Below are 24853 nucleotides of genomic sequence, written 5' to 3'. Positions count from 1 at the left end.
TTGTATAATTCTAAAGCATGCTGAAAATTAATATTATGGATAAAAATATAAAACAACAAATAGCAACAACTTTTAGAGCTTTTAATTCAAGAAATTATCGTCTTTTTTTCTTTGGGCAGTGTATTTCATTAATAGGAACGTGGCTTCAAAATGTTGCAATAGGTTGGCTTTTATATTCTTTGACAAAGTCTGCTTTGATGATGGGGTATGTGCTTTTTGTGGTTACATTGCCTCCGATTTTTTTATCCCCTTTTGCAGGCGTCGTTGTTGACAGGGTTCAAAAACATAAATTGCTGATATTAATTCAGTTCCTTTTTGGTATTCAGGCTTTTGCTATGGCTGTTTTGACACTAAGTGGGGCTATTCAAACTTGGCATGTTGTTTTTTTAGGTATTTTATTAAGCCTTATAGTGGCATTTGATATGCCGACAAGACAGGCACTTGTTGTGGAGCTTGTCGATAACCATGAAGATTTAAGCAACGCAATATCTTTAAACTCTACGTGTTTTAATTTTGCAAGGCTTTTAGGTCCGGCGATTGCGGGTGTTTTAATTGCTGCTGTGGGCGAAGGATATTGTTTTTTGATTAATGCTTTAAGCTATATTGCTGTAATTTGGGCTTTATTTTTAATGAAAATTCCGAAAAAAGAACTTCGTATAAAAAATCAAAAGCCGATTGAAGATTTCAAAGAAGGGTTTAAATACGTATTAGAAATGCCTGAGATAAAATATGTGATTATCTTTTTAGCATTAATTACCTCAATAGGTTTGTCTTATCAGCTTTTAATGCCTATTTTGTGCAAAGAAATCCTTGACGGTGGTGCAAAGACTATGGGCTTTTTGATGAGTTCAGCCGGAGTGGGAGCTTTAATAGCTTCTCTAATCTTGGCTTCAAAAGAGGGTATAAAAGGTCTTCCTCGTATGCTTTTTAAAGGTGGCTTAATTTTGTCATTAGGATTATGTGGCTTGGGGCTCAATCATAACTCGATTGTTGCTATGATATTACTCTTTTTGGTCGGCTATGGAATTGTATCATCTTTGATTATCGCAAATACGCTTGTTCAACACGTGGTTGATGATGATAAAAGAGGACGTGTTATGAGTCTTTATTCAATAGCTTTTATAGGAACTGTTCCTTTCGGCAATTTGTTCCTGGGTGCTATGGCTGATAAAATTGGAGTTTTGAATACTTTTTTGTTTTTGGGAATAGCTATGATTATAGCTTCTTATTGGTTTGTTCAAAAATTGAAACATCTCAAATTTAAAGCACAAAAAAGAGTTTTTATTCAAAATATTGAAAGTTAGATTTTTGCATTTTCTTTAATGTTGTTTTCTGCAAGTTTTGAGATTGTTGTTTTTTTCATCTTGTTTTTTAAATAAATAAATCCTGCAACTGTCAAGATAAATCCGACAATTTCCGCTGTATATAAATTGAGCCCGAAACCGATTTTTGCATTAAAGATAAAAGACATTGTTATAAATACGTAGAATAAACCGGGTATCATTGTCATATAATAATTTTTTTTGTGTTGATACAAATACAAGGTTGCATAGAAAAATGTAGGGATTGCAATTAATTGATTGAAGAAAGTAAAATATCTCCAAATTATAGCGAAACTATCGGAATGAGTTTTTGCCAAGAAAATAATGCCAATCAAAATAAACACAATAGGCAACATCAGATAAAGTCTGTTTGCTATTGGTTTTTGATTTAAAGATAAGCCGTCAGAAAGAGTAATCCTGAGGCTTCTTAAAGCAGTATCCCCCGAAGTTATTGGCAATATTACAACAGCCAATGTGACAATTATAGCTAAAAACGAAGGAACAAAGTGTGTTGTTATTATATTTACGACATTTACTGTACCAATCATTGCTTTGGGCACAATATTGATATCATAGACGTGCATAGCAGCAGCTGCCCAAATCATACCTATTAAGGATTCGACGCACATCATCCCGTAAAAGACATTTTTTCCTTCTTTTTCCCTGTCTAAAGTTCTTGAAATTAGAGTTGATTGCGTTGAGTGAAAACCTGACAACAATCCGCAACTGATTGTCATAAAAAACATTGGAATAATCGGGATATGCTTAGGGTGTTGGTTCAAGTTAGAAAAGTCAATATTCTCAAGACTGCAGCCGTGAAGCATAAATTTTACTAATATTAAACCTGTTCCGATAAGTAATAGAGCTCCGAAATATGGATACAATTTGCCGATTATTTTGTCTATAGGAAACAGTGTTGCTAAAATATAATAAGCTGCGATAATTCCGTATATAGCAATCATCAACGGGTTAGCGAGTGAAAAATCTGTTTCGTTGAAGAATTTGCCAGCGATAATATCTCCTGATGTATATACAAAAACTGCTGCTACAAAAATCAGCATTGTGCATACTATCACCATAAAAATTTTATATTCTTTTTCGCCGAGGTATTTTTTTATTAATGCAGGAATTTGTAGTCCTTTGTTTCTTAAAGAAATCATGCCTGCGAAATAGTCGTGGACGCTACCCATAAAAACGCATCCGAGAGGAATAAGAATGAAAGCAACAGGTCCGAACAAAACGCCCTGTATTGCACCCAAAATAGGACCTAAGCCTGCAATATTCAACAATTGAATAAGCATATTTTTCCATTTATTCAAGGGAACATAATCAACGCCATCGTTTATTGAGTTTGCCGGAGTAGGGCGGCTATCAGGTTCAAATTGTGACTCTGTGTATTTTGAATAAAACAAATATCCAAAAAACAAAATACAAAGCCCGCATATAAAAGTTATCATATTGTGCTCCACTGTGTAATGTCGTTTATATTATACTGCTATTTGGCTCTATCTCAAAATATTTGTTTCTATAATAAGATAATTTGTTCTAATAATAAAATCTATGTTAATATTATTTTATGCGTGATTTTATTAAAAATTATATTTCTACGTCAATAGATGTCAAAACAAAAATAATGAATGATGATGCGATGGTTTCTGAAGTTGAGAAGATTGTAAACCAAGTAATAAAAGCTTATCAAAACAAGAAAAAAATCATCACAGCAGGCAATGGCGGCTCAGCTGCTGATGCTCAACATATAGCTTGCGAGTTTGTTTCCAAGTTCAATTTGGATAGACATCCATTGAGGGCAATATCTTTAACCGTAAATTCTTCGATTTTGACGGCGATAAGCAATGATTATCACTTTGAAAAGCTGTTTTCAAGACAACTTGAAGCTATTGCTGATAATGGAGATATCTTTTTTGCCATTTCGACATCGGGAAATTCTCAAAACATAATCAATGCAATAAATAAAGCCAAAGAGCTTGGAGTTGTTGTTGTAGGCTTAACCGGTCAGAAGCCCTCTAAAATCGATGGAATATGTGATTATTTGCTGAAAGCTCCGTCTTTTGAGGTGTCAAAAATCCAAGAAGCACATATAATGCTGGGGCATATAATTTGTGATTTAGTTGAAAAAAAACTGTTTGAATAAACTATTTTATTTGACGTTTTAAATCAGTTCTAATATTGGATAAAGGTCCTGAATTCGGGGCTTTAAGGTTCCTATAATACATTTTTGCATAGGTAAATGGAAACCTGGGAAGCCAAGAGGCTTTGATTATTATATTTACAGATTCGGCACCTTGAGAGAACATAAGTTCGTCAATAGTTTCTTCGTATGCAGGCGAAATAGATGAGAATATTTTTAACAAATAATCAGTAAATGAAACAACAGAATACCCCGAGATAATTCCTGTATTTTCAACTAAATCAGTAAGGGTATATTCATCTTGTTTGTTTTTTGAGCTAATCAAATCGACAGGTAGAGTAATGGCTTCTTTGTCTACTCTTTCAAGCTCGTACCATTTACCTTGATAATTTATTCTCAATTCAGATGGGTTTGGCATATAGATGTCATCAAATCTGTTTGCCAAAATCGTTTGCCCGTCAAAGCTTACGATTCCGTATTGATAGTTTTTGCAAGTAACATACATTTTGCCGAAAAGAGGTTCAATTGATGAATATTCAGGCTTTATGATAATTTCACCAAATTGATTGTATAGACCATAATCTCCGTCATTACCTAGTTTTGCGTATTGACCGAAGATTCTTTCTGCGTGCCTGAATCTTGCAGGTACAAGGAATTTGCCTTCCTTGTCTATAATCCCAAAGCGGTTACCTTTTTGGCACAAATAGGAATTTTTTCCAAGAATAATCAATTTTTTGTAGTTTGCAGGGGTTATTTTATTGCCGTTCTTTTCCTCAAGTCCGAATTTGTTTTTTTCTGAATAGACTTGAATTTGCTTGTTTTGAGCAGGGCTAAATGTTGCTTCTGATGCATAACAATTGCATTTAAACGTTAATATTAACAAAAATAAAGATAGAACTTTTTTCATAACAGTATAATACCATAAATCTATATGGTATAATTTCCATAGAGAATATTATTTAATAAAAGAAAATTATGCTTGAGAGAAAAAGTTTAAAGTTTAAATCGTTGATAATTACACTTATGATTGTGATTATAGCTTTTTTTGTTTCATTTCCGTTTGTGTTTTATTTGAAAATCGTTCCATACATTGTCTCAAATCAAAGAACAATAAACTATGCAAAAATGCTTGTCAAAGATTCCACAGGTGCTGATTTGTCGATTGAGACTCCATATATTGTCACTCAATTATCTCCAAATATTGCTTTAGGCGTTAAAAAAGTAGAACTTTCGAAAAATAAAAAAGAAATTTTTTCTATTTCAAATGTTAATTTGGTTCTTTCCTTAGAAAAAATACTTGAACACCGAATACAAATTGTAGACTATTCTACAGATTCTATTTATGCAGATGTTAATGGGCTTATGTCATTAACTCCAAATGAGGCAAAGAAAGAGCAAAAATCAGATTATAAAATTGATTGGCTTGATTCAAGATTTTATTTGGGTAAACTTCTTGTAATATATAAACCTACTGACAATATTGGTGTGAAAATTGAGGGTAAAAACTTTGAGATTACTGCAGATAGAAAACCCAAATATGTGCATTTTGATTCAACTATAACACTAACCAAAAATAATTATAAAATCGATTTGTCTTTGAAAGACAGAAATAAGGTGTATATAAAAAATAAAAAAATGTATCTTGATGATTTATATTTGTTTGTGAATAATTCCAAGATATATATAGAGTCTATCGGGGACGCCCAAAACAAATTTAATATTTTACTTTATGCTAATAATTTTGATATAAAAATTTTAACAGACTTAATTTCTTCTGATTTAATAGTTCCTAATGGCAATGAGATACTTGCTTTTACGACAAATATTAAAGGTAATTTTGATTTTAAAATAAACCTTTCTAATAAACATATAAAAGGGCTTATCTCTTTGAAACCAATAAAATTTAATGCCGTTCCTTTGGCGAAACTCCCTGTTACTGTCAAAGAGGGCGTTATTACCTTTGATGAAAAAAATGTTTCTTTGAAAAATATAAAAGGTTATTATGAAAATAATCAAAAAAACGAAATAATTTTAAAAGGCGATGTTAAAGATTATACGAAATCAGTTGCGATGAATTTGTCTGTAAAATCTGTTGTCAATAATGATTTTGTGCACAAATATCTTTCAAAACTTGCAAATTGCAACCTGTCGATGACCGGTCAGTCTAAGGCAAGAATTAAGATAAAATCTAAAAACAATATTTTTGACGTAACAGGCTTTTTTAAGGTAAAAAAAGGTAATAGCTTGTTTATCGAAAGCACATCACTTGCTCCAAAGGGCTATGAAACAGCGTTAAAACTCGACTTGAATTATGCGGGGACATTGCTAACTCTGAAAGCTTTAGATTATTGTATCGCAGAGGAAATAAACAAAACTCACAGAGCAAAACCGATTGTTCGAATAAAAGGACAATTTGATATCAAAAAAGAAGTCACTATTAAGAGTTTAGGGTTTGAAATTCCTAAAGCTCTTCCGAGTGAATTTTTGAATATGCTTTTAGGACAAAAGATATTTAAAAAAGGTACTGTATCAGGTAATCTTGAATATATAAATCAATCGGCCCCTTCGATTTTAGACGGAAATATAAAACTTGTTGGAGTTAGGGTTCCATCTCAACGATTAAAAATTGAAGAAGGTATTTTGCATACAGACAGCAATCTTATCCACATTGATTCTATAGGCAGATTTAGACGAACGAATTATAAATTTAATGGAGATATCAAGAACGAAATGGTTCTACCGGTTGTTGTCAAAGATGTAAATTTAACTTTTGAAAATCTTGATATAGAAAAAGTTATGCAATCAGTTGCACGACAAGCTGAAAAAGAAGCATTAAAAAAAGCAGAAGACATTAAAAATGATGCTCAAAGTGCCCAAGATGAATTTAATGAAAATGATATGGAGCCTTATGAATATGTTCCAGATGTTATTGCTGTTGAAAAATGTATGTTCAATGTCAATAAAGGCGTTTACAAAGAAATAAAATTTGGAAATTTACACGCCAATTTGACTCTTACACCAAAAGGCATTTTGAAAATTGAGTCAAATAAGTTTGATTTTGCAGAGGGAATTTCTTCATGCAAGGTTTATTGTGATTTGCTAAAACACAAATATAGTATAAGACTCGGGGCAAAAGATGTGGATTCTGATTTAATAGCAACAGCTATTTTAGGCTTAAAAAAAGAAATATCAGGCAAAGCAAGTGCCTTGATGGAATTTTATACAGATGATTCAGCAAAACTAAATGGCTCAATAAAGTTTATTGTAAAAGATGGAACAATCGGAAAATTAGGTTATGTTGAATATGTTCTAAAAGTTGCGGCATTGTTCAGAAATCCCTTAGCAATGATTAGCCCTTCTACTGTTGTTGATTTGGTAAATATTCCGGAAGGAACATTCAAAAGCATTATAGGGCTTATTGATATTAAAGATAATGTCATATATAAAATGAGTATAAAATCAGCTTCACCCCAGTTAAGCTCTTTTGTTGCAGGGCGTTTCGACCTTGAGTCAAGAGATGCTTCGCTTCGTATTTATACAAAATTTAGTGGTAAAGATAAAGGTTTTGCTGGTTTCTTGAGAAATATTTCCTTGAATAGCTTAGCAAATAAAGTCCCTTTGAGTGGACGCAATGACAGTAATTATTATGCTTCTGAACTTTCTCAATTACCTGAACTTGAAACAGGAGAAATTGGCTCTCAGGTATTCTTGACTAAGGTTGAAGGTGATGTTGAACATAACAATTTCCTTTCTTCATTAAAAAAGATTAAATAAAAACTTAACAATAAGTATTAAAAACGCAACTTTTTCTGTTTATGTTTTTTATTTCAACATCTTCAATTGTGTGAAAGGTGTTTTTATGCGAGCAAATAATAACTATCGCCGTGTTTATTATGATTCATCATACAACCCAAATGTAACTTCTGTAAAATCAAAATACAAAAAGAAAGATGACGAATATACTGTTAAACAGTTTGTCGGCGATACTATAACAGGAGCGGCTATAGCTTTAGCTATTGTAAACACAACGCTAGCCGCATCAAATAAAATGTTGATTAACTACAATGATAAAGCGGAAAATCCTCAAACTGCGATTGTTCAGCAACAAGCCGAAACCGATTATGATACAGATATACAAAATATTATAAATGAAGCAATTGATAATCAATCTCAAGTTGATAGTGTAGATGTTTCTGCCGAAAAAGCAAAAGCCAAAGAAGCTGGGAATTACTATGTCGCAGCAGGCGAAACTTTATGGGGTATTTCAAGTAAATTCCAAACCTCTGTAGACAATTTTGCGGCATATACTGATATTTCACCTGACAACTTGTTAGCAGGACAAATTATCGAAAATGTGCCTATAATTGAGGCAGATGCCGATACCACGCTTAATGATGTTGCTCTAAAAAATAATATTGCAGATATTGATGCGTTTGCCACCTTGAATGAAATGTCACCTGATTCACCTGTTTCAAAAGGAGAAAAGCTTTATTCTTTTGTTCCGCAAGTGATTGAAAATATACCACCAACTCCTGTTGAAGTTCCAGAAGGTTCTGCAAGGTTAGAAGATGGAACTATATTATCCACAGATTATATGTATGATGTTGCCATTTCAGTTGCACCAAATGGAGCTGAACGCCCTCACCCAATCGTTGATTCTGATGGAAATATTGTAGCTGAGGTAAAGATTTTTGAACCTACGAAAAAAGGCGAGCTTTCAGGCAAAACTATTTTAGTAAACTCAGGGCATGGTGGGTATAACCCTAATAACGGATTATTCGATCCGGGGACAAAAGGAGTTGATGAAAACGGCAATGATGTAGAAGAATGGTACATGAATAAACTTTTGGCAGGTCAAATTAAAGATGACTTATTGGCAAAAGGTGCAAAAGTTATTTATACAAGTGGCAGTGTCTATACTGTTACTGATGAAATCAGTAAATATTCAGATTCCGTTGATGCAACATTGAGCGTTCATTTGAATTATGCAGATGATGCTTCAGCTCAAGGCTACCAAATTTATACAAATACAACAGAACCCGATGAAAATAATGAATTAGCTAATAATATTGTTAATAACATAGACCCGAATGCCTCACCTAGCGTCAGAGAAGGAAATTATGCTGTCTTAAGAGCCAGCAATAATAATCCATCAGTTTTAATTGAGGCTGGTTTTATGTCTAATAAAACAGATTTGGCAAATATCTTGAATCAAACTGACAGGACTCAAAAAGCAATTGAAATCGTCGATGGGTTGCTTGATTCTTTACGAGGCTAATGATAATATAGTGCACGCTATAAAAACCGAAAATTAGCTAAATGTTAGGAATAATATGTTAAGAAAAATACCGCTACAAATAGTGAATACAGTGATTTTTATTTGTATTGTTGTTGGCGTGACATTTTATCTTCAATATGATATTTATGAATTTGATGACTATTTGCAAAGCTTTTTTTATACCTATAATCCTATGGACTTATGGAAAAATGCAGATCACGCAAAATATATCAGCTATATTATGCAAAAAATGGTTTGCCATTCATCTTCATTGCTTTTAGGTATTCATCCTAATGAAAACATTATTCCGAGGCTATTTGTTGCATTCAATTTTGCCCTTTTGCCGTTTTTATATGCCAGATTAACAAAACTGTCTGCAAATAAAAAATACACAAATCCATTGGTTTATTTAACAGCTTTTTTCATTTGTTTTTCGTTGACATTGTTGCATACAGATTATTTGTTACGTTTAAATCAGCATTTTGAGTATGTGTTTTGTTTTATTTTATTTTTGCTTTTTCTTTATCCTGTTTTGGAATATTTTTTCAAAGAAGAAATTCCTCAACGCAAACATCTTTTGCGGAATTCTCTTTTGTTTTTCATAAACGGTATTTCATCATATTTCAATGTATATATGAGCTTGTGGGTACTTAGTTATATTGCAATTTATAGTAAGCTAAAATATAAATTTTCATTCAAAGAGTTTTTCTCCGGCGAAAAATATGTCGGTATAAGATTGCCGATTATAATATTATTAGGAGGATTGGGGTTTATTCTTACTAATCCAAATTTACAAATTTTATCCGGTAAACGTTCTCATTTTGTGAGTATTGAACATTTTTTAAGATATGATTTATTTCCATATACATCAGAGTGGATACACAGCATGTTTACGATACCTGCAGTTTTCATTCTAAATGTATTAATAATAGGATTATTTGTTTTTTTATATTGGAAAAATAAAAAAATCTCAAAAATAATGACTACTTCAATAATTATAATCGTAGCGGGATTGCTGTTTTTTTATGCATTGATTTTTTGCGGTAAAACATATGCTTTCGGGCGTTATTATTGGATTTCATTTTCTCGAGTATTTTTGGTTCATTATTATTTTATTCTCATTCCTTTATTCTTATTATGGGGAGAAGCTTCTAAAAATTTAAAAAATAAATATTGTTTATTGCCGTTTTGCTGCTCTTTGATTATGTTTATTTCCTTTATCCCTTATTTCAAAAATAATTATGAAAATACAAAATTAGTAAGACAAGAAATGTATAAAATAATAAAATCAGAAAAATTCTATATATCAAAAGGTGCCAAATATGCAGTAGTTCCTAAAAAATATGTAGATTGGGATGTCTATACATATACAAAATATTACTATAATTGGTGCTTATGCATTTTTTATGAAAATTATAAACTCGTTTATCATCAAGTCCCGATTCCGTTGCATTTTGTTACAGATGAAGACTTTATAAAGATAGTTCAAAAAGATGGGCTGATTTTTACAAAAGAAGAATTGGAAAAATCTGATTTTAATAATTTTTTGAGATAAAAAATGTTAAAAAACCACTTTATATATGATGGCATCAAACTGCGAAATACATTCGGGTGAAGCATCTACTATACCAATAGGCGTAAAAGATTTAACCATTATACCTTGTTTTCTTAAAATACTTTTTATTACATCGGGGTTTTTCATTATAGAAATCGAAATATAGATATTATTTTTGTTTTTATCTATAAGCTTTTTTATGTATTCTTTGCCGTCAGTGGAGTATAAATCAAGATTATAAAACTCTTGAAAAGAATCTTCCTTAAACCTTATATTACCCAGATGTATATATTGTAAGGTTTTATCTTGAAAAAGCATAATGTAACCGGTATTGTAGGTCAAAATCACTGTGGAATTCTTGGGGATAACGGCGTTTTTATAAACTGTAAAAAACTTTTCTTTAGTTTCTATTGGGAAACCATAATACATTTTAAAAAAAGAAGAAATTATTATGGCTATAGCAATGACAGCTTGATAAAGTTTATTTTCAATACGGAAATGACGAAAAATTACATAGATAAAATAAATAAACAAAATACAAAACATAAATTTGAGAGGAATAAAATATCTTTTATCTCCAAAAATTAAAATACCTGAAAAATAGGAAACAAGGCTACTCGTAGCAATAAAAAATAGGGTGTTTCTTTCAAAGTAATCTCCGATTTTATTTCTTATCACATTGATAAAAGTAGATAATATTCCGCAAAATCCGCCTAAAAAGATAAATATATTTGTGAAGTTTTTTTCAAATAATGGCTTAAAGTATATTAAATCAAGAATTTTTTGAGGTCTTAAAAAGTAAAAATCTTCATAAAAAAATGAAACAGAGTTAGCTAATGATGAGTGGAAAATATTATTAAAATAAGGGAAAACAGGATTTCCAAATTTTAGAAAAATATATAAATTCCACACCCCCGCAATTGGTAGATATCCGAGTAAGAAATATGGTAATGAAAATAAAATATTTTTTTTATTTTTAACAAAAAAATATGAGGCAACAAAAAGCCCGATAACCAGAACTAATGCAGTAAGTTTAAGCCCAATAGCAAGACCTGAAATAAACATTATTATATTTAAGGATTTTGGTGTAATGCAGCCATTTTTTTTTATACTTTTCAAACATACGAGGTAAGCAGACATTGTAATCACAGCCGTGATGATGTCATTCGTAAAAGAACCTGTAAGTATTAATAAAGTATTATCTTGTAAAAAAACAAAACAAATTAAACTGCAAACAAAAATTTTAAACGGCATTTTGTCTGATAAAACATTTTCTGAAATTTTGAAACTTAAAAACAATAATAGAGTTGTAGGAATTGCATAAATGAACAATATTATCCGTGGATAATTATTAAAAGTTTTCCATAATAAAAAATTTATGATATCTAAAATTGGATTAAAATAACTTTGAATTCCGACAGGCAGAATATCATAAGCAATCCTATGATTTAAAAATTCCCATGCATTACATAAATGATAGTTATAAAAATCATCAAAAATAATATGCTTACCACTAATTATATGTAAGATAAATACAGAAATAAAGCAAACGAGAGTAATCGCTATATTTCTAATGCTTTGTTTATTTTTCATTTTATATAAAACTTTAGCCCAACTATCTAATATCTAATTGCTGAATAATTTTACAACTTATATTCTTATAGAGTCAAGTAGCAATTTTGCATGAAATAAAAACTTTATATATATAAGGAAATAATAAAGGGAAGAATAATGACAAAAATACAAGGTTCTGATTCGTTGCAAAATGCGTTTAAAGCAAGCATAGAGCAATCCAAATTGCAACAAAAAAAGCTGGAAGCTGCTGCAAAGCAAATTTCAGATCCAAATGTAAGAAAATATCTAGAAGCCTCAAATAAAGTAATGAAACAATTAGACCAATTTGATGAAGTAGTATTGAGTAAAGTTACCAAAAGTGCTCCAGCCGCAAAAAAGTCATTGGTTTCAACAATAAAATCTTTTATTAAAAAATTGTTTTAAATAACTGTATAAACTAAAAACAAGGCAACTTATATAAGTTTGCCTTGTTTTATGCATTATAAAAACAATTTATTTACTTCTGAATTTTGATGTGGTTCTTTTTTTATATTTATCAGCGTTAATTTTGTTTCTTTGAGCTTTTTCTTTTTTTAAATTATTTTTAGCCATCAATAATCCTTCCTTATTAATTAGTAGCTTCTGCCATATTGATGTCTTGAGTTTGAGTTTCTTGCATTTTTTCTTGCAGCTCTGCATTTAGGGCATCTTTTTGGTTCAGAGAATCCTTTGCTTGAATAAAATTCTTGTTCTTCAGCTGTAAATTCAAAAGTTTCTCCACAGTCAGCACATGTTAATTCACGAGTTTCGTAAGTCATTTTTTCCTTCTTTCTTTGTTAAATAAATTGCTTAGTATAATATTTAAAGCAAACTGATATTGCTTTAATCGTGTTATTTGTAATTTTATTGAATGTATCCATAAATATCCTTGTAAATGCTCTTAAATTACTAAAATGTATAAGAGCAATAAAATACATTAAAGATAAGTTTTCAATTATAATAACACAAATAAAATATTTTTAACAGTCTGAAAAAATAAATTTATAATGTTATTAAAAATCATTATAAGAATAAAAAGAGGCCGGTGCCTCTTTTTAAAATCGGAGAAGCAGGGATTCGAACCCTGGATACAGAGTAATCCATATAACACCTTAGCAGGGTGCCGCCTTCAGCCACTCGGCCACTTCTCCATTTATTCAATTATCAAGTGTTATTATTCTAACACAAAGGTTTTGAGTTAGACAAGCATTATTTTATTAATTCGGACATTAATAAATTTGCTTTTTCTTCAATAATTTGTTTGCATTCCATGGGGTCATCAATATAGATGTTTGTTCGTCTTTCAATTTGTTGGTCAAAATATGGTTTTTTAAAATTAGGTTGAATCATTGTGTCGGCGAAGTAGACCAAAGAAGCCACATTGCTCATTGAAGATTTTAACGGGTCATGGTGGTATTTAATTGCGTTAGCTATAATAATTGATAGTTTCCATTTTGACGCCAGATAGAAACCGACTTCAGCATGATTAGTTTTGAAGAAAATTTCCTCAGCCTCGACAACATTAAGACCTCTGTCTGCGATTTCAACGGCTTTTGCATACAATTTAGGGCTTTTTTTGTTCAAGAGAATTTTACCGATATCGTGTAAAAAGCCTAGAATAAATGCTTCATCGGGACTCATCAACTTAAATTCTTTAGCTAAATATTCACAAGCTATACCGCATCTCAATGAATGTTGCCATAATTCTTTGCCGCCATTAGAGGTAAGAACTGACTTCATCGCAACTGTGATGATTATATTTTTAGCTTGGCTCATACCTAACAATGAAATAGCCTTTGATATTGATACTATTTGTTGAGAAAAACCGTAGTAAGCCGAATTTACGAGTTTTAAAATTTGAGTTGTAAGAGCTTGGTCATAAGAGATTATGTCCGCAAGTTCTTTAACTCCGGAGTCCTCGTCTTTTATTATGTTCAATGCTTTTACAATAACTTGAGGCATTGAAGGGATTTGATATGGTTCAATTATAAATTCTTCTAAATTCATCTACACCTGCAAATATTTCTTAATTGGTAATAAACTGCCTCCCGCACCGAAGCCGACAGCGATAATGAATAAGGTCATAATAACGGTGTTAACGGCAAGAACTGGTGAAGGAATCATAAAGAAAGCATGGACTTTCAAAAGCCAAGTTTGAACAAAATTCAAAGGAATTAATGCAATTAGTGCACCAAAAAAGCCGTATATAGCACCTTGCAAAATTAATGGAATTTTAATATACCAATTGCTTACGCCCATTAGCCTCATTATTTCAATTTCTTTTTTACGGGATTGAATTACGAGCTGAATAGTGTTGTTTATGATAGCAATTGTCAGCACGGCAACGATTACGACGACAAATAGGGTCATAACATTGACAGCATTATTAAAGACTTCCATCTTTTTTGCGATATCTTGTGCGTAGTTATAGTCTTCTATTCCGGATATATTTTTCATCGAGCCATAGACATTTTGTATGTTTTCGGTTTTGTCGACTTTTACATGGAGCGTATCAGGGAGCGGATTTTCAATATCAGCTACATCAAGCTCTTTTCGCATATCGCTCCAGGCTTTATCTTTAGTGATAAGCTTAACTTTTTCAACATGCGGAATTTCTTTAATTCTTGCAATAACTTGGTCGGTGTTGGAATTTTGTTTAACGTAAACTGATATTTCTAAAGCACTTCCGAGTTGATGAACGATTGTAGACAGTGACAAAGTTGTTCTGAATAGAGCTCCGAAAATAGTTAAAATGGCAGCCATTGTTGTAATAATAGCGACATTAATCCAACCTGTACGTTGGATACCATTTACGGTTTCCATAGCTATTCTATAAATTATTCTAAGCTCACCAAGCCAATCTTTTGGGATGTGAGATTTTACCTTTTTTTTGATTTTAGCTTTACTATCGTTGCTCATAAGTACCTGCTTGAATATCTTTTATGATTTGTCCTTTGTCCATAGTGATTACCCTTTTTCTAAAGTAATCTACCATAGCGTGATCGTGAGTTGCAACCAAAATAGTTATACCTTTTTGGTTTATTTGTTCAAGAATTTGCATAATTTCCATTGAGTTTTTCGGGTCGAGGTTGCCGGTGGGTTCATCTGCTATTAGTAAAGGTGGACCATTGACAATTGCACGGGCAATACTTACACGTTGTTGTTCTCCACCTGATAATTCAGTTGGTTTAGCTTTCATTTTGTCGATTAATCCGACGACTTTTAAAGCACCTGTAACCCTTGCTTCAATTTCTCTAGTGCTCATACCGAGAGTTCTTATTACGTAGGCAATGTTGTCGTAAACGCTTATGTTTGGTAAAAGTTTATAATCTTGGAAAACTATCCCCATGCATCTTCGTAGATTTGGGACTCTGTCATTTGCAAGATTAGCAACATTGATGCCCCCGACCATAACAGTACCGGAGGTAGGGATTTCTTCTCTATAAAGAAGTTTCATCATTGTTGACTTGCCGGCACCGCTTGAACCAGTCAAGAAAACGAATTCCCCAGACATTATGTCCAAATTTACATTTTTCAAGGCATAATTGTCTTTATATCTTTTTGTTACGCCACGTAATTGAATCATTTTATTTTACAAATCCTATAATTTTTTCTGCCAATTTATTTGCTGTAAGTCCGTAAAAATCCATTAATTCTTCGGAAGTACCGCTTTGTCCGAATTCGTCCATGGTACCTATTCTAAGGATTTTAGTAGGATAATTTTCACTTAACCCTTCACACACCGCACCGCCTAAACCGCCTATGATAGAATGGTTTTCGACAGTTACAACTTTATGCGTTTTTTGAGCCGACTTGATAATTGTTTCAATATCTAAAGGTTTAACTACTGGAGCATTGATTACTTCCGCATTAATTCCTTTTGATTTTAAAATTTTAGCACATTCAAGCGATTCTGCCAAAGTTTCACCGTTTGTAACAATTGAAACGTCAGAGCCTTCTGTCATTTTAATAGCTTTCATTACATCGAAAGTGTAAGAAGTATCGAATACATCAGGCAAATTAGCTCTTGAGACTCTTATGTAAACAGGACCTTTGTATTGAACGGCAAATTCAACAGCTTTGCGGGTTTGAATAGCATCAGCAGGAACAATTACAGTCATGTTTGGGATTGTACGCATTAGGGCGATATCCTCGAGAGCTTGATGGCTTGCACCATCTTCGCCGACTGTTATTCCGCCGTGAGTTGCAACTATTTTTACATTAAATTTGGGATAACAAATCGCATTTCTGATTTGCTCCCAAGCTCTACCTGATGCGAAAACGGCAAAGGTAGAAACGAAAGGAATTTTGCCGACAGTAGAGAGCCCTGCAGCAGTTGTCATTGCGTCTTGTTCGGCTATTCCTACGTTAAAATGTCTTTCAGGAAATTCAGCCTTAAATAATTTTGTTTGAGTAGAAGAAGATAAATCCGCATCTATTACAACGACATTTTTATCAGCTCTTCCAAGGTCAACTAATGTTTTTCCATATTCAGCTCTTGCTGATTGATATGTTTTCATTTCTGTCATTTTAAATCCTTCCTACGTTAATTCAGCCAAAGCTGTTTCAAATTGTTCGTTACTCGGAACTTTTCCGTGCCATGCAGGATTATTTTCCATAAATGATACACCTTTGCCTTTGATTGTATTTGCAATAATAGCTGTCGGTTTATCGTTTAATTTTGCTGTTTCTAAAGCTTCATATATTTCTTCGATATTGTGTCCGTTGATTTCCATTGTGTTCCAACCGAAGGCTTTGAATTTATCAGCAGCAGAACCAATTGCCATAACATCTTCAGTGGAGCCGTCAATTTGGAGCTTGTTTCTATCAACGATGGCAATTATATTTTTCAAATTTCTTGCAGAAGCTTGCATTGCAGCCTCCCAGACGCTACCTTCTTGAAGCTCGCCGTCGCCCATCAGGACAAAAATTTTGTTATTTATATTGTCTAATCTTAGTCCAAGAGCCATTCCGCAAGCCATAGAAAGTCCTTGACCTAAAGAGCCTGTAGAAACCTCTACCCCTTTAACGAGTTTGCAAGATGGGTGACCTTGTAGAATTGAGCCCATTTTTCTAAATCCCATTAATTCGTTTTCTTGAATATATCCGCAGTGAGCTAAAACAGCGTATAAAGCAGCTGATGCGTGCCCTTTAGAAAGGATAAAACGGTCTCTTGAATTGTAGTTAGGATTTTTTTCACATTCAGGAAAGTGTTTCATAACTTTTGTGTAAAGTACCGTTAAAATATCTATAGCGGAAAGACTGCCACCGGGGTGTCCTGATTTTGCATTGAAAATCATTGACAAGATTTCACGTCTTTCTTTTTTACAGATTTCTTGAATTTCTTTAATTTCGTCAGATGAAAGTTTTTTCAACATAACCCGCCTATTCTTTTTTTATGTGACCATTATTTGCTTAGCATAACTTTAATTAGGAATAAAGGCAATGTCGGGAATATTCTTTTAAACCTTGAAGGTTGTTTCAAAAGTCTAAAAAGCCATTCACAGCCTAATTTTCTAAAAATGATGGGTGCTCTTTGAACCGTGCCTGCCCATACGTCAAAGCTTCCGCCGACTCCGACATAAGCGGCACGGGGAAGAATTTGTTTAACTTTATTTATAAAGAGTTCTTGTTTTGGAGCTCCTAATGCAACGAGCACAAGTTTAGCTTGTGAGTATTTAATATCAAGAAGCATTTGTTTTTCTTCTTGTTCGTCGAAAAATCCATTGTGAGAGTAGCAGATATTGAGGTTTGGGAACTCTTTTTTTAAATTTTCAACAGTTTTTTTGATAACATTATCTTGAGCACCGATTAAGGCAATCGGATATTCATTTTGCTCACATTTTTCAATAACAGATTTTGAAAATTCAATGCCGGGGATTTGTTCTTGTTGAACCCCTTTCATTTTAAGAGCTATTTTGATGCCAACGCCATCAGGTATAACCATATCAGCACCTTTGAGAGCTTCATTGAAGTCGTAATTTTTACAAGCCAGTTCAATCATCTCAGGGTTTATGGTTACGACGTGAGTGGATTCTCCGCAGTCTATACGTTCCATAATATATTCGATTGATTCATCAAAAGAGAATAAATCGACATTAAAACCTAAAATATCTTTTTGTTTGCGTTCCATAATAGTTAATTTTACCTAAATAATGTCTAATAATCAAAGAAAACTTTTAAATTGGCAACAATCTTTTACCATTTCAAAACGAATTCTTGTTCAGTGTAGTTTTTGAGATACGTTAAGGCATCTTCAATAGTATTTGCAAGGAAGTAGAGGCTTTTCATTTCTTTTTTTGCAAATTTATATTTGTAAACATTTTCAAACATATCGAATAAAGGATTGTAAAAGCCATCAAGATTAAGGAAAATGATAGGTTTTTTGTGATATCCGAGCTGTTTTGCGACAATCATTTCTGAGACTTCTTCAAAAGTTCCGAAGCCTCCGGGTAACGTAATGAAAGCATCGGCATTTTTTTCCATAGTTGCTTTTCTTTCACGCATATCGTTGGTTATGATGATGTTTGCAAGGTCAGGGTGGCTCAATCCTTTTTCTTCGATAATTTTCGGGATAACGCCAAGAACCTTGCCTCCATTTGCTAGAACAGCGTTAGCAAGAGAGCCCATCGTCCCTACGTTTGTGCCTCCATAAACCAAGTCGAAACCACTTTGAGCCATTTTTATTCCGAGAGCTTCAGCAAGTTTGTAGAATTTTTCATCTAAATAGTTGCTGGAGGAGCAATAAACGCATATATTTTTAATTTTGTTGTTTGGCAATTTTCGACTCCTTTATTTGATGAGTTCAATCATATTATCGTGTACAAATTGGTTTGAGGAAAGTATGTCAGAATATTCTCCAAAATTTATTTGTTTACCTGAAAAATCCGTCACTTTTCCTCCGGCTTCTTCAATTATCAAGACTCCTGCAGCGTAGTCCCAAGGTTTCAAACCTCTTTCCAGATATGCTCCCAACCTGCCTGCTGCTACGTAGCATAAATCAAGAGCGGCAGAGCCTGAGCGGCGAATATCTTGTGCTGTTAAAAATATTTTTTTAAAGAGTTCAAAATTCTCATCAGCCCTGTATTTTTCATAAGGAGATGTTCCGATAGAAACTAGGCAATCAGAGAGGGAATTTACTTTGCTGGATTGAATTTTTGTATTATTAAGGAATGCACCTTTGTTTTTTTCGGCATAAAAAATTTCATTGGTAAAAGGGTTGTAAACAACGCCGAGATAGGGTTTTTTGTTAATCATGAGTCCTAATGAAACGGCACTCATTTGATATTTATGAATAAGATTAGTTGTACCGTCAATCGGGTCTAAAATCCATGTTGGCTTAGATAAATCGAGTTCGTTGTTATCTTTTTCTTCCCCCATGAATTGAATTTCAGGGTATAAAATTTTGAGTTCTTTTTGCAAATAAGCCTGAACACTGATGTCTACTTTTGTGACGTAATCAGCGAGCCCTTTTTCGTCATAATTTGATTCAACATCTTGACCTAGGATAAGATGTTTTGTTGATTTAACAAGATTTATGATGGTTTGAAGTTCTATTTTGGGCAAAGTATTCATTCTTATTCCTTTATGATAAGGGCTACAGACTCTATGTGGTATGTGTGAGGGAACATATCTACAGGCTGGACGTATTTTGTTTTAAAACCGTTTTCGTGTAAATATTTCAAATCCCTAGCCAAAGTTGCAGGGTTGCAACTTACATATATAATTAATTTTTTGCTTAATTTTGAAGCGAAATCCAAAGCTTCCTCGCTGCAGCCTTTTCTTGGCGGGTCTAAGATGACGACATCAAATTGTTTGTTGTTATCGAGCATTTTTTTGAATTCAGCTGAGGCATCTCCGTTTACGATTTCAACATTTGTAGCGTTATTTTTAAATTTATTTGTTCGGGCATCTTCAGAGGCACCCTCGACTTCTTCAACGCAGACGACAGTTTGAGCTATATCGCTCAAATATATCCCGAAGCTTGAAACACCTGCATATGCGTCTAAAATTGTGGGCTCAGTAGTGTTTTCTTGAATCATAATTTTTGTTGTTTCGAGAATTTTTTCAGCACTTTTCGGATTTACTTGAAAGAAGCTGTTTGCACTTATTTGGAAGGTCTTGTCACCCAAATTTTCTTCATAGAAAGCTTCTCCTATAAGAAGTTTTGATTCTTTACCTAAAATGACATTATTTTTTTTCGTGTTGAAGTTGACTAAAATTCCAGCAATATTTTTGCAATTTTTATAAATATAAGTTGCTAATTTGTCTATATTTTCAGAGATTTCCTCATCATTAATGACAAATATGATAAGATTTTTGCCGTTTGAGCAAGAATTTTTAAACACAACGTGACGTAAAAGTCCTGAATGTTTTCGTTCGTTGTAAGCGGAAATATTGAATTCCTGAGCTTTTTCCTTTATTTCGCAGATAAGTTCATCTATAGCAACAGGTTGAATAGGGCAATGTTTAATATTGATGAGCTCATGGGTGTGTTTTTTGTAATATCCCGAAAGCAGTCTTTTAGAAACTTTTGTTTGACTGATAGGATATTGGATTTTGTGCCTGTATTCAGTTGTTACAGGGCTTTTTATGACATCTTTGACCTCAATATCAGAGCCCGTGAATTTTTTTAATGTTTCATCAACAATGTTCTTTTTTTGTTTTATTTGTTCGTCATAGCTTACAAACTGCCACTGACAGCCGCCACATACATTGTGAAGTGCACAAAAAGGTTTTACTCTTTGAGGTGATGGCTCAATTATTTCAACGAGTTGACCTTGTGCGTAATTTTTTTTGAGCTTTACAATTTTTATTTTTACCTTGTCTTGAGGGCAGACATCTTCGATAAAAATCGGGAAGTTGTCGACTCGAGCGAGTCCTTGACCTTCATAAAGCAATTTTTCTACATTTACAATTATTTCATCATCAATATTCATAATACCAATATCTTACATCAAATATGCCTGAATAGTGAGTTATTTAAAACATATTTGTGCTAAGCTTTACTTATGTATAACAAAAAATGGAGCGGATATGAAAAACCAAAAACGTGCTTTAATCAGTGTCTTCAATAAAGAAGGAATTGTAGAATTTGCAAAAATCTTGACTGAAAAATATGATTTTGAAATTATTTCAACAGGTGCAACTTATAAAACCTTAACAGAACACGGGATAAATGCGATAGAAGTTAGCGAAATTACCGGTTTTTCAGAAATGCTTAATGGTAAAGTTAAAACCTTGCACCCGAATATCCACGCTGGGATTTTGGTTGATACGGATAATAATCTTGAAGTGGAACAAATCGAAAACGCAGGTATAAAACCTGTTGAAATGGTTGTTGGCAACTTCTATCCATTTGCAGAAGCTGCCTCAAAAGGAATTTCAACTCCAGAGTTGATAAAAAATATTGATATCGGCGGACCTACAATGCTAAGGGCTGCGGCTAAAAATTGTGCAAGAGTAACAGCTGTTTCTTCTCCGGAACAATATGCCAAAGTTCTTGATAATTTAGAAGAAAATGACGGTGAAACATCTCTTGAACTTAGACAACAATTGGCGTTAGAAGTTTTTAACGAAACCTCCTCATTGGATTCTTTGATTTTGAATACGTTATCACTAAGGTTTGGTGATATGGATGTTGCAAGTCCTGATTATTATTCTTATTCAGCAAAAAAACAAAAAGATTTGAGATATGGCGAAAATCCTCATCAATCGGCAGCCTTGTATTCTACAGAAAAAGTCTTGGATTATGATGTTTTAAACGGAAAAGAACTTTCTTATAATAATATAATGGATATGACAGCAGCAACTGCGATTGCGAGTGAATTCTATGATGTCTGCTGTGTTGCTATTGTTAAGCATAATACACCTTGCGGAGTTGCTCTTGGAGCCGATATTATTGAAGCTTATAATAAAGCCTTCGATTGTGACCCGATAAGTGCCTTCGGCGGGATTATTTCATTTACTCAAGTGGTTAATGAAAAACTTGCAAAACAATTGGTAGATGTGTTTTTAGAGGTTTTGATTGCACCTGATTACACTCCGAAAGCTCTTGGAATTTTAAAAACAAAGAAAAATTTGAGAGTAGTTAAACTAAATACTCCGCTTGAAGAATATAAAAAATATTTATCAAAAGAAATAAGAGTTACTCCATTTGGAACACTTGTCCAAGAAGCGGATAAAGCTGATTTGCAAAAAGATACATTTAACGTAGTTTCTAAAGCAAAACCGACATCTGAAATGATTGAAGATATGATTTTTGCTTGGAAAGTTGCAAAACACTGTAAATCAAATGCGATTGTTGTTGCAAAAGATTTCAAAGCTCTTGGTATTTGTCAAGGGCAAACAAGTAGGGTTGACGCAGTGGAAATAGCACTCGATAGAGCTTGTGACGGTTCAAAAGGTGCAGTACTTGCTTCTGACGGATTTTTCCCCGCTATAGATAACATTCAAGCTGCTGCACAAGGACGAATAGCTGGTATTATTCAGCCGGGAGGAAGTATCAAAGATAAAGATGTTATAGCCTGTGCTGATAAGTACAATATAGTTATGATAACAACGGGCATAAGACATTTCAGACACTAAATTTGAGGTAAGAATGAGAAATAAAAATCAAAAAGCAGTTAATTGGTTAAGTACGGGGCATTTTGTCTTAGATGCTTATTCAGGTTTTTTGAATCCGATATTACCTTTTATAGCAGCCAATCTCGGGATATCAATGGCAATAGCTTCGTTAATGGTGAGTGCTTCAAATCTTACCGCATCACTTTCTCAACCTTTGTTTGGCTTTATTGCGGATAAGTGGAAAAAACGATTTTTTATTTTTTGGGGAATGTTGTTTGCGTCAATATTTTTGTCTTTAATAGGCATAGCTCCAACCCCTTGGATATTAGCTTTGTGCATAATTTTAGGTAGTATGGGTGTGTCATTTTTTCATCCTCAAGCGACGAGTTTTGCAGCATTTTTTGCAGGTGATGATAACAATTCCACTCAAATGAGTAAATATATAGCCGCAGGAACTATCGGATACGCAATAGGACCTTTGATTTCATCAGGGATTACTGACCATTTTGGGCTTCATTCATTGCCTTTTGCCGCAATTTTTGGTGTGCTTTTAGCTTTTAGTATGTTCTTTTTTATTCCTAAATTATCACTTGTAAGCACTAAAAAAACAGAATTTACGTTCTTTGGTGCATTTTCTGATATGTTTAAAAACAGAACAGTAAGAATATTGATAATGACATCAATACTTAAATCACTTATAGTATCTTCTTTTTGTTTGATATTACCGTTTTATTGGAAAAATTTAGGTTTTAATGCAACAAAAATTGGATTTATTTTGTTTGTATTTATGTTGCTCGGCGGACTTGGAATTGTTGCAAGTCCATATATAGAAAAGCTTTACGGAGCAAAAAGAGTATTTTATTTGTCGATGATGTTTGTGTTTCCATTGTCGCTGTTGTTTTATTTTGCAGAGCTCAAAATGCCTGTATTCGCAGTAATTCCACTATTTATAATAGGTTTTGTCAGTTTTTTATCCGTCCCTTTGAATATGGTAATGGCACAAAAAACAATGCCACAATATAACAGCATGATTTCAGGGTTTATCGGGGGGTTTAGTTGGGGCGTCGTAGGGTTGTTGTTGCCATTGATAACGCTTCTTGCTGAAAAATTCGGGATATTAAATGTTCTTCTATGTATATCATTGTTCCCGTTTGCTCTTGCGTATTTTGTAAAATATTTGCCTGAAGAATATTAATTTATAACAACTTTTTTGAGCCCTATCGGTCTATCGATATTGCGGTGCAAAGCTTTTGCAATTTCAAGAGCTACAAGTTGTGCAAATAGTAAAGTTCCAAAAATATTGAAAATCTTACTTTCGGCATTGTTTTTAAATGCAAAATCTGCAATTTCATCAATATCAGGACGGATATTTTTGCCTGTAACTGAAACTATGTAAGGATTGTATTCTTCTTTTATTTTTCTGAGGTTGTTCAAATACAAGTCTTGATTTTCTTCATCGATAAACGAAATCAAAGCAGCCTTTTGGTTTAAGACAGCCAAATGCCCGTGCATAAATTCGCCTTGAGGGTAAGCGACAGAATTTATGTAAGAGGTTTCAGTTACTTTGAGAGCGTTTTCTTTAGCCAAAGCATAAAATTCTCTTGAGCCTAAAATTATAAGATTTTGAAATTTAGATATTTTTTTTGCAATTTCTTTAATTTGCTCTTTTTTAGAGATTACGTCATTCAAAAGAGCGGGGAGATTGTTAATTTGTTTTAGTTCTAGCGTAATATCAATATTTTTAGAATACATAATTTTTAAAACTAATAGGTAGCAACACATCAATTGAGCACAAAGAGCTTTGGTGGAAGCAATACTCATTTCTATGCCAGCTAAAGTATTAATTTTATAGTTAGAAAGTTGCCAAATAGTGGAGTCTTCGTGGTTTGTAATGCACAATATATTATCAGTTTTTTTAGCAACTTCTTTTAATGCAGCCAATGTATCAGAGGTTTCGCCTGATTGAGAAATGAAGATAAATAAAGTATCTCGATTGACATCTAGGTTTGGATTATAGTTAAATTCACACGAATAAACGCACTCAGCGTCACAATGAGCGAGATCTTTCAATAATTCAGCAGTAGCGTAAGCACAATGGTATGATGAACCACTGGCAATGAGAATGACTTTTTTTATTTTTAAGGGCAAATTTATGAGAATATAGTTTTCGGGAGTGATATAGTTTTCGATTAAATGCGTTACTATATCAGGCTGTTCCTGAATTTCGAGTTCCATATTTGTTTTTTTAGCAGATTCATTTTTATTCATACTTACCACGAATGATTGTACATATCCTAAGATATTTGTATTAATAGATGCAATTATCCCTGTGTTATCATCATTTCTCATACATTTTATATCGGCATAAAATATATTTTATTTAGCTTTTG

At 32.9% G+C, this 24853-nt stretch carries 22 protein-coding genes and 1 tRNA gene; 8 read left to right on the top strand and 15 right to left on the bottom strand.

Annotation, left to right across the window (positions count from 1 at the left end; genetic code table 11):
* Positions 1-35 precede the first annotated feature (35 nt).
* Positions 36-1304: an MFS transporter gene (locus tag PHV37_07760; GenBank protein ID MDD3237974.1), complete on the top strand. Its 1269-nt coding sequence runs from the start codon at positions 36-38 to the stop codon at positions 1302-1304.
* On the opposite strand, the gene PHV37_07755 is transcribed toward PHV37_07760, so the two are convergent.
* A complete protein-coding gene (locus tag PHV37_07755; protein ID MDD3237973.1) occupies positions 1301-2779 on the bottom strand; it encodes a carbon starvation CstA family protein in 1479 nt (492 codons plus the stop codon). The genes PHV37_07760 and PHV37_07755 overlap by 4 nt on opposite strands.
* A gap of 119 nt (positions 2780-2898) precedes the next feature.
* Between PHV37_07755 and PHV37_07750 the strand changes: the two genes are divergently transcribed.
* Positions 2899-3474, top strand: a complete 576-nt coding sequence (locus PHV37_07750; protein ID MDD3237972.1) for an SIS domain-containing protein — start codon at positions 2899-2901, stop codon at positions 3472-3474.
* Between the two features lies 1 nt (position 3475).
* On the opposite strand, the gene PHV37_07745 is transcribed toward PHV37_07750, so the two are convergent.
* Positions 3476-4378: a WG repeat-containing protein gene (locus tag PHV37_07745; GenBank protein ID MDD3237971.1), complete on the bottom strand. Its 903-nt coding sequence runs from the start codon at positions 4376-4378 to the stop codon at positions 3476-3478.
* 116 nt (positions 4379-4494) lie between these two features.
* Between PHV37_07745 and PHV37_07740 the strand changes: the two genes are divergently transcribed.
* The 3 genes from PHV37_07740 (at position 4495) to PHV37_07730 (ending at position 10304) form a co-directional block, all read left to right on the top strand.
* Positions 4495-7245, top strand: coding sequence for a hypothetical protein (locus tag PHV37_07740; GenBank protein MDD3237970.1), 2751 nt, complete (start codon positions 4495-4497; stop codon positions 7243-7245).
* Positions 7246-7330: 85 nt separating this feature from the next.
* A complete protein-coding gene (locus tag PHV37_07735; protein MDD3237969.1) occupies positions 7331-8749 on the top strand; it encodes an N-acetylmuramoyl-L-alanine amidase in 1419 nt (472 codons plus the stop codon).
* A 55-nt stretch (positions 8750-8804) separates the two neighbouring features.
* Positions 8805-10304: a hypothetical protein gene (locus PHV37_07730; protein MDD3237968.1), complete on the top strand. Its 1500-nt coding sequence runs from the start codon at positions 8805-8807 to the stop codon at positions 10302-10304.
* A 6-nt stretch (positions 10305-10310) separates the two neighbouring features.
* Here PHV37_07730 and PHV37_07725 read toward each other — a convergent pair whose 3' ends face one another.
* Positions 10311-11897: a hypothetical protein gene (locus PHV37_07725; protein MDD3237967.1), complete on the bottom strand. Its 1587-nt coding sequence runs from the start codon at positions 11895-11897 to the stop codon at positions 10311-10313.
* Between the two features lie 138 nt (positions 11898-12035).
* On the opposite strand from PHV37_07725, the gene PHV37_07720 reads away from it, so the two are divergent.
* Complete coding sequence (locus PHV37_07720; GenBank protein ID MDD3237966.1) at positions 12036-12302, top strand: hypothetical protein; 267 nt, start codon at positions 12036-12038, stop codon at positions 12300-12302.
* Between the two features lie 188 nt (positions 12303-12490).
* Here PHV37_07720 and PHV37_07715 read toward each other — a convergent pair whose 3' ends face one another.
* The 11 genes from PHV37_07715 to rlmD all read right to left on the bottom strand — a co-directional run bounded on the left by PHV37_07715 (position 12491) and on the right by rlmD (position 20836).
* Entirely contained in the window at positions 12491-12676 is a 186-nt protein-coding gene (locus tag PHV37_07715; protein MDD3237965.1) for a zinc-ribbon domain-containing protein, read from the bottom strand.
* A gap of 283 nt (positions 12677-12959) precedes the next feature.
* Positions 12960-13048, bottom strand: a tRNA-Ser gene (locus PHV37_07710).
* Positions 13049-13106: 58 nt separating this feature from the next.
* Entirely contained in the window at positions 13107-13904 is a 798-nt protein-coding gene (locus PHV37_07705) for an HDOD domain-containing protein (protein ID MDD3237964.1), read from the bottom strand.
* The gene (locus PHV37_07700; protein MDD3237963.1) at positions 13905-14816 is read right to left on the bottom strand and encodes a permease-like cell division protein FtsX; all 912 of its coding nucleotides are present in this window, start codon (positions 14814-14816) and stop codon (positions 13905-13907) included. It lies immediately after the preceding gene.
* Positions 14803-15483 (bottom strand): cell division ATP-binding protein FtsE, encoded by a 681-nt coding sequence (gene ftsE, locus PHV37_07695; protein ID MDD3237962.1) that lies wholly within the window; start codon positions 15481-15483, stop codon positions 14803-14805. Before ftsE ends, PHV37_07700 begins: the two co-directional genes overlap by 14 nt.
* 1 nt (position 15484) lies before the next feature.
* The gene (locus PHV37_07690) at positions 15485-16426 is read right to left on the bottom strand and encodes a transketolase family protein (protein ID MDD3237961.1); all 942 of its coding nucleotides are present in this window, start codon (positions 16424-16426) and stop codon (positions 15485-15487) included.
* Positions 16427-16438: 12 nt separating this feature from the next.
* Positions 16439-17275, bottom strand: coding sequence for a transketolase (locus PHV37_07685; protein MDD3237960.1), 837 nt, complete (start codon positions 17273-17275; stop codon positions 16439-16441).
* Between the two features lie 29 nt (positions 17276-17304).
* A complete protein-coding gene (locus tag PHV37_07680; GenBank protein ID MDD3237959.1) occupies positions 17305-18030 on the bottom strand; it encodes a WecB/TagA/CpsF family glycosyltransferase in 726 nt (241 codons plus the stop codon).
* A gap of 65 nt (positions 18031-18095) precedes the next feature.
* On the bottom strand, positions 18096-18677 hold the full coding sequence (locus PHV37_07675) for a TIGR00730 family Rossman fold protein (GenBank protein ID MDD3237958.1): 582 nt from the start codon (positions 18675-18677) through the stop codon (positions 18096-18098).
* 12 nt (positions 18678-18689) lie between these two features.
* A complete protein-coding gene (locus tag PHV37_07670) occupies positions 18690-19472 on the bottom strand; it encodes an inositol monophosphatase family protein (protein MDD3237957.1) in 783 nt (260 codons plus the stop codon).
* A gap of 2 nt (positions 19473-19474) precedes the next feature.
* Positions 19475-20836, bottom strand: a complete 1362-nt coding sequence (rlmD, locus tag PHV37_07665) for a 23S rRNA (uracil(1939)-C(5))-methyltransferase RlmD (GenBank protein ID MDD3237956.1) — start codon at positions 20834-20836, stop codon at positions 19475-19477.
* A gap of 97 nt (positions 20837-20933) precedes the next feature.
* On the opposite strand from rlmD, the gene purH reads away from it, so the two are divergent.
* Positions 20934-22484 (top strand): bifunctional phosphoribosylaminoimidazolecarboxamide formyltransferase/IMP cyclohydrolase, encoded by a 1551-nt coding sequence (purH, locus tag PHV37_07660; GenBank protein ID MDD3237955.1) that lies wholly within the window; start codon positions 20934-20936, stop codon positions 22482-22484.
* A 13-nt stretch (positions 22485-22497) separates the two neighbouring features.
* Complete coding sequence (locus tag PHV37_07655; protein MDD3237954.1) at positions 22498-23658, top strand: MFS transporter; 1161 nt, start codon at positions 22498-22500, stop codon at positions 23656-23658.
* On the opposite strand, the gene PHV37_07650 is transcribed toward PHV37_07655, so the two are convergent.
* Positions 23655-24812, bottom strand: a complete 1158-nt coding sequence (locus PHV37_07650) for an SIS domain-containing protein (protein MDD3237953.1) — start codon at positions 24810-24812, stop codon at positions 23655-23657. The genes PHV37_07655 and PHV37_07650 overlap by 4 nt on opposite strands.
* Between the last annotated feature and the right edge of the window lie 41 nt (positions 24813-24853).

The sequence above is a fragment of the Candidatus Gastranaerophilales bacterium genome, from assembly GCA_028693235.1.
Taxonomy (GTDB): domain Bacteria; phylum Cyanobacteriota; class Vampirovibrionia; order Gastranaerophilales; family Gastranaerophilaceae; genus JAQUVW01.
This window is presented reverse-complemented; position numbering and strand designations above follow the sequence as displayed.

Bases quoted from the DNA above. Each gene is read 5' to 3' on its own strand.
- PHV37_07760 (MDD3237974.1), top strand. From the start codon at position 36: ATGGATAAAAATATAAAACAACAAATAGCAACAACTTTTAGAGCTTTT.
- PHV37_07755 (MDD3237973.1), bottom strand. From the start codon at position 2,779: ATGATAACTTTTATATGCGGGCTTTGTATTTTGTTTTTTGGATATTTG.
- PHV37_07750 (MDD3237972.1), top strand. From the start codon at position 2,899: ATGCGTGATTTTATTAAAAATTATATTTCTACGTCAATAGATGTCAAA.
- PHV37_07745 (MDD3237971.1), bottom strand. From the start codon at position 4,378: ATGAAAAAAGTTCTATCTTTATTTTTGTTAATATTAACGTTTAAATGC.
- PHV37_07740 (MDD3237970.1), top strand. From the start codon at position 4,495: ATGATTGTGATTATAGCTTTTTTTGTTTCATTTCCGTTTGTGTTTTAT.
- PHV37_07735 (MDD3237969.1), top strand. From the start codon at position 7,331: ATGCGAGCAAATAATAACTATCGCCGTGTTTATTATGATTCATCATAC.
- PHV37_07730 (MDD3237968.1), top strand. From the start codon at position 8,805: ATGTTAAGAAAAATACCGCTACAAATAGTGAATACAGTGATTTTTATT.
- PHV37_07725 (MDD3237967.1), bottom strand. From the start codon at position 11,897: ATGAAAAATAAACAAAGCATTAGAAATATAGCGATTACTCTCGTTTGC.
- PHV37_07720 (MDD3237966.1), top strand. From the start codon at position 12,036: ATGACAAAAATACAAGGTTCTGATTCGTTGCAAAATGCGTTTAAAGCA.
- PHV37_07715 (MDD3237965.1), bottom strand. From the start codon at position 12,676: ATGACTTACGAAACTCGTGAATTAACATGTGCTGACTGTGGAGAAACT.
- PHV37_07705 (MDD3237964.1), bottom strand. From the start codon at position 13,904: ATGAATTTAGAAGAATTTATAATTGAACCATATCAAATCCCTTCAATG.
- PHV37_07700 (MDD3237963.1), bottom strand. From the start codon at position 14,816: ATGAGCAACGATAGTAAAGCTAAAATCAAAAAAAAGGTAAAATCTCAC.
- ftsE (MDD3237962.1), bottom strand. From the start codon at position 15,483: ATGATTCAATTACGTGGCGTAACAAAAAGATATAAAGACAATTATGCC.
- PHV37_07690 (MDD3237961.1), bottom strand. From the start codon at position 16,426: ATGACAGAAATGAAAACATATCAATCAGCAAGAGCTGAATATGGAAAA.
- PHV37_07685 (MDD3237960.1), bottom strand. From the start codon at position 17,275: ATGTTGAAAAAACTTTCATCTGACGAAATTAAAGAAATTCAAGAAATC.
- PHV37_07680 (MDD3237959.1), bottom strand. From the start codon at position 18,030: ATGGAACGCAAACAAAAAGATATTTTAGGTTTTAATGTCGATTTATTC.
- PHV37_07670 (MDD3237957.1), bottom strand. From the start codon at position 19,472: ATGAATACTTTGCCCAAAATAGAACTTCAAACCATCATAAATCTTGTT.
- rlmD (MDD3237956.1), bottom strand. From the start codon at position 20,836: ATGAATATTGATGATGAAATAATTGTAAATGTAGAAAAATTGCTTTAT.
- purH (MDD3237955.1), top strand. From the start codon at position 20,934: ATGAAAAACCAAAAACGTGCTTTAATCAGTGTCTTCAATAAAGAAGGA.
- PHV37_07655 (MDD3237954.1), top strand. From the start codon at position 22,498: ATGAGAAATAAAAATCAAAAAGCAGTTAATTGGTTAAGTACGGGGCAT.
- PHV37_07650 (MDD3237953.1), bottom strand. From the start codon at position 24,812: ATGAGAAATGATGATAACACAGGGATAATTGCATCTATTAATACAAAT.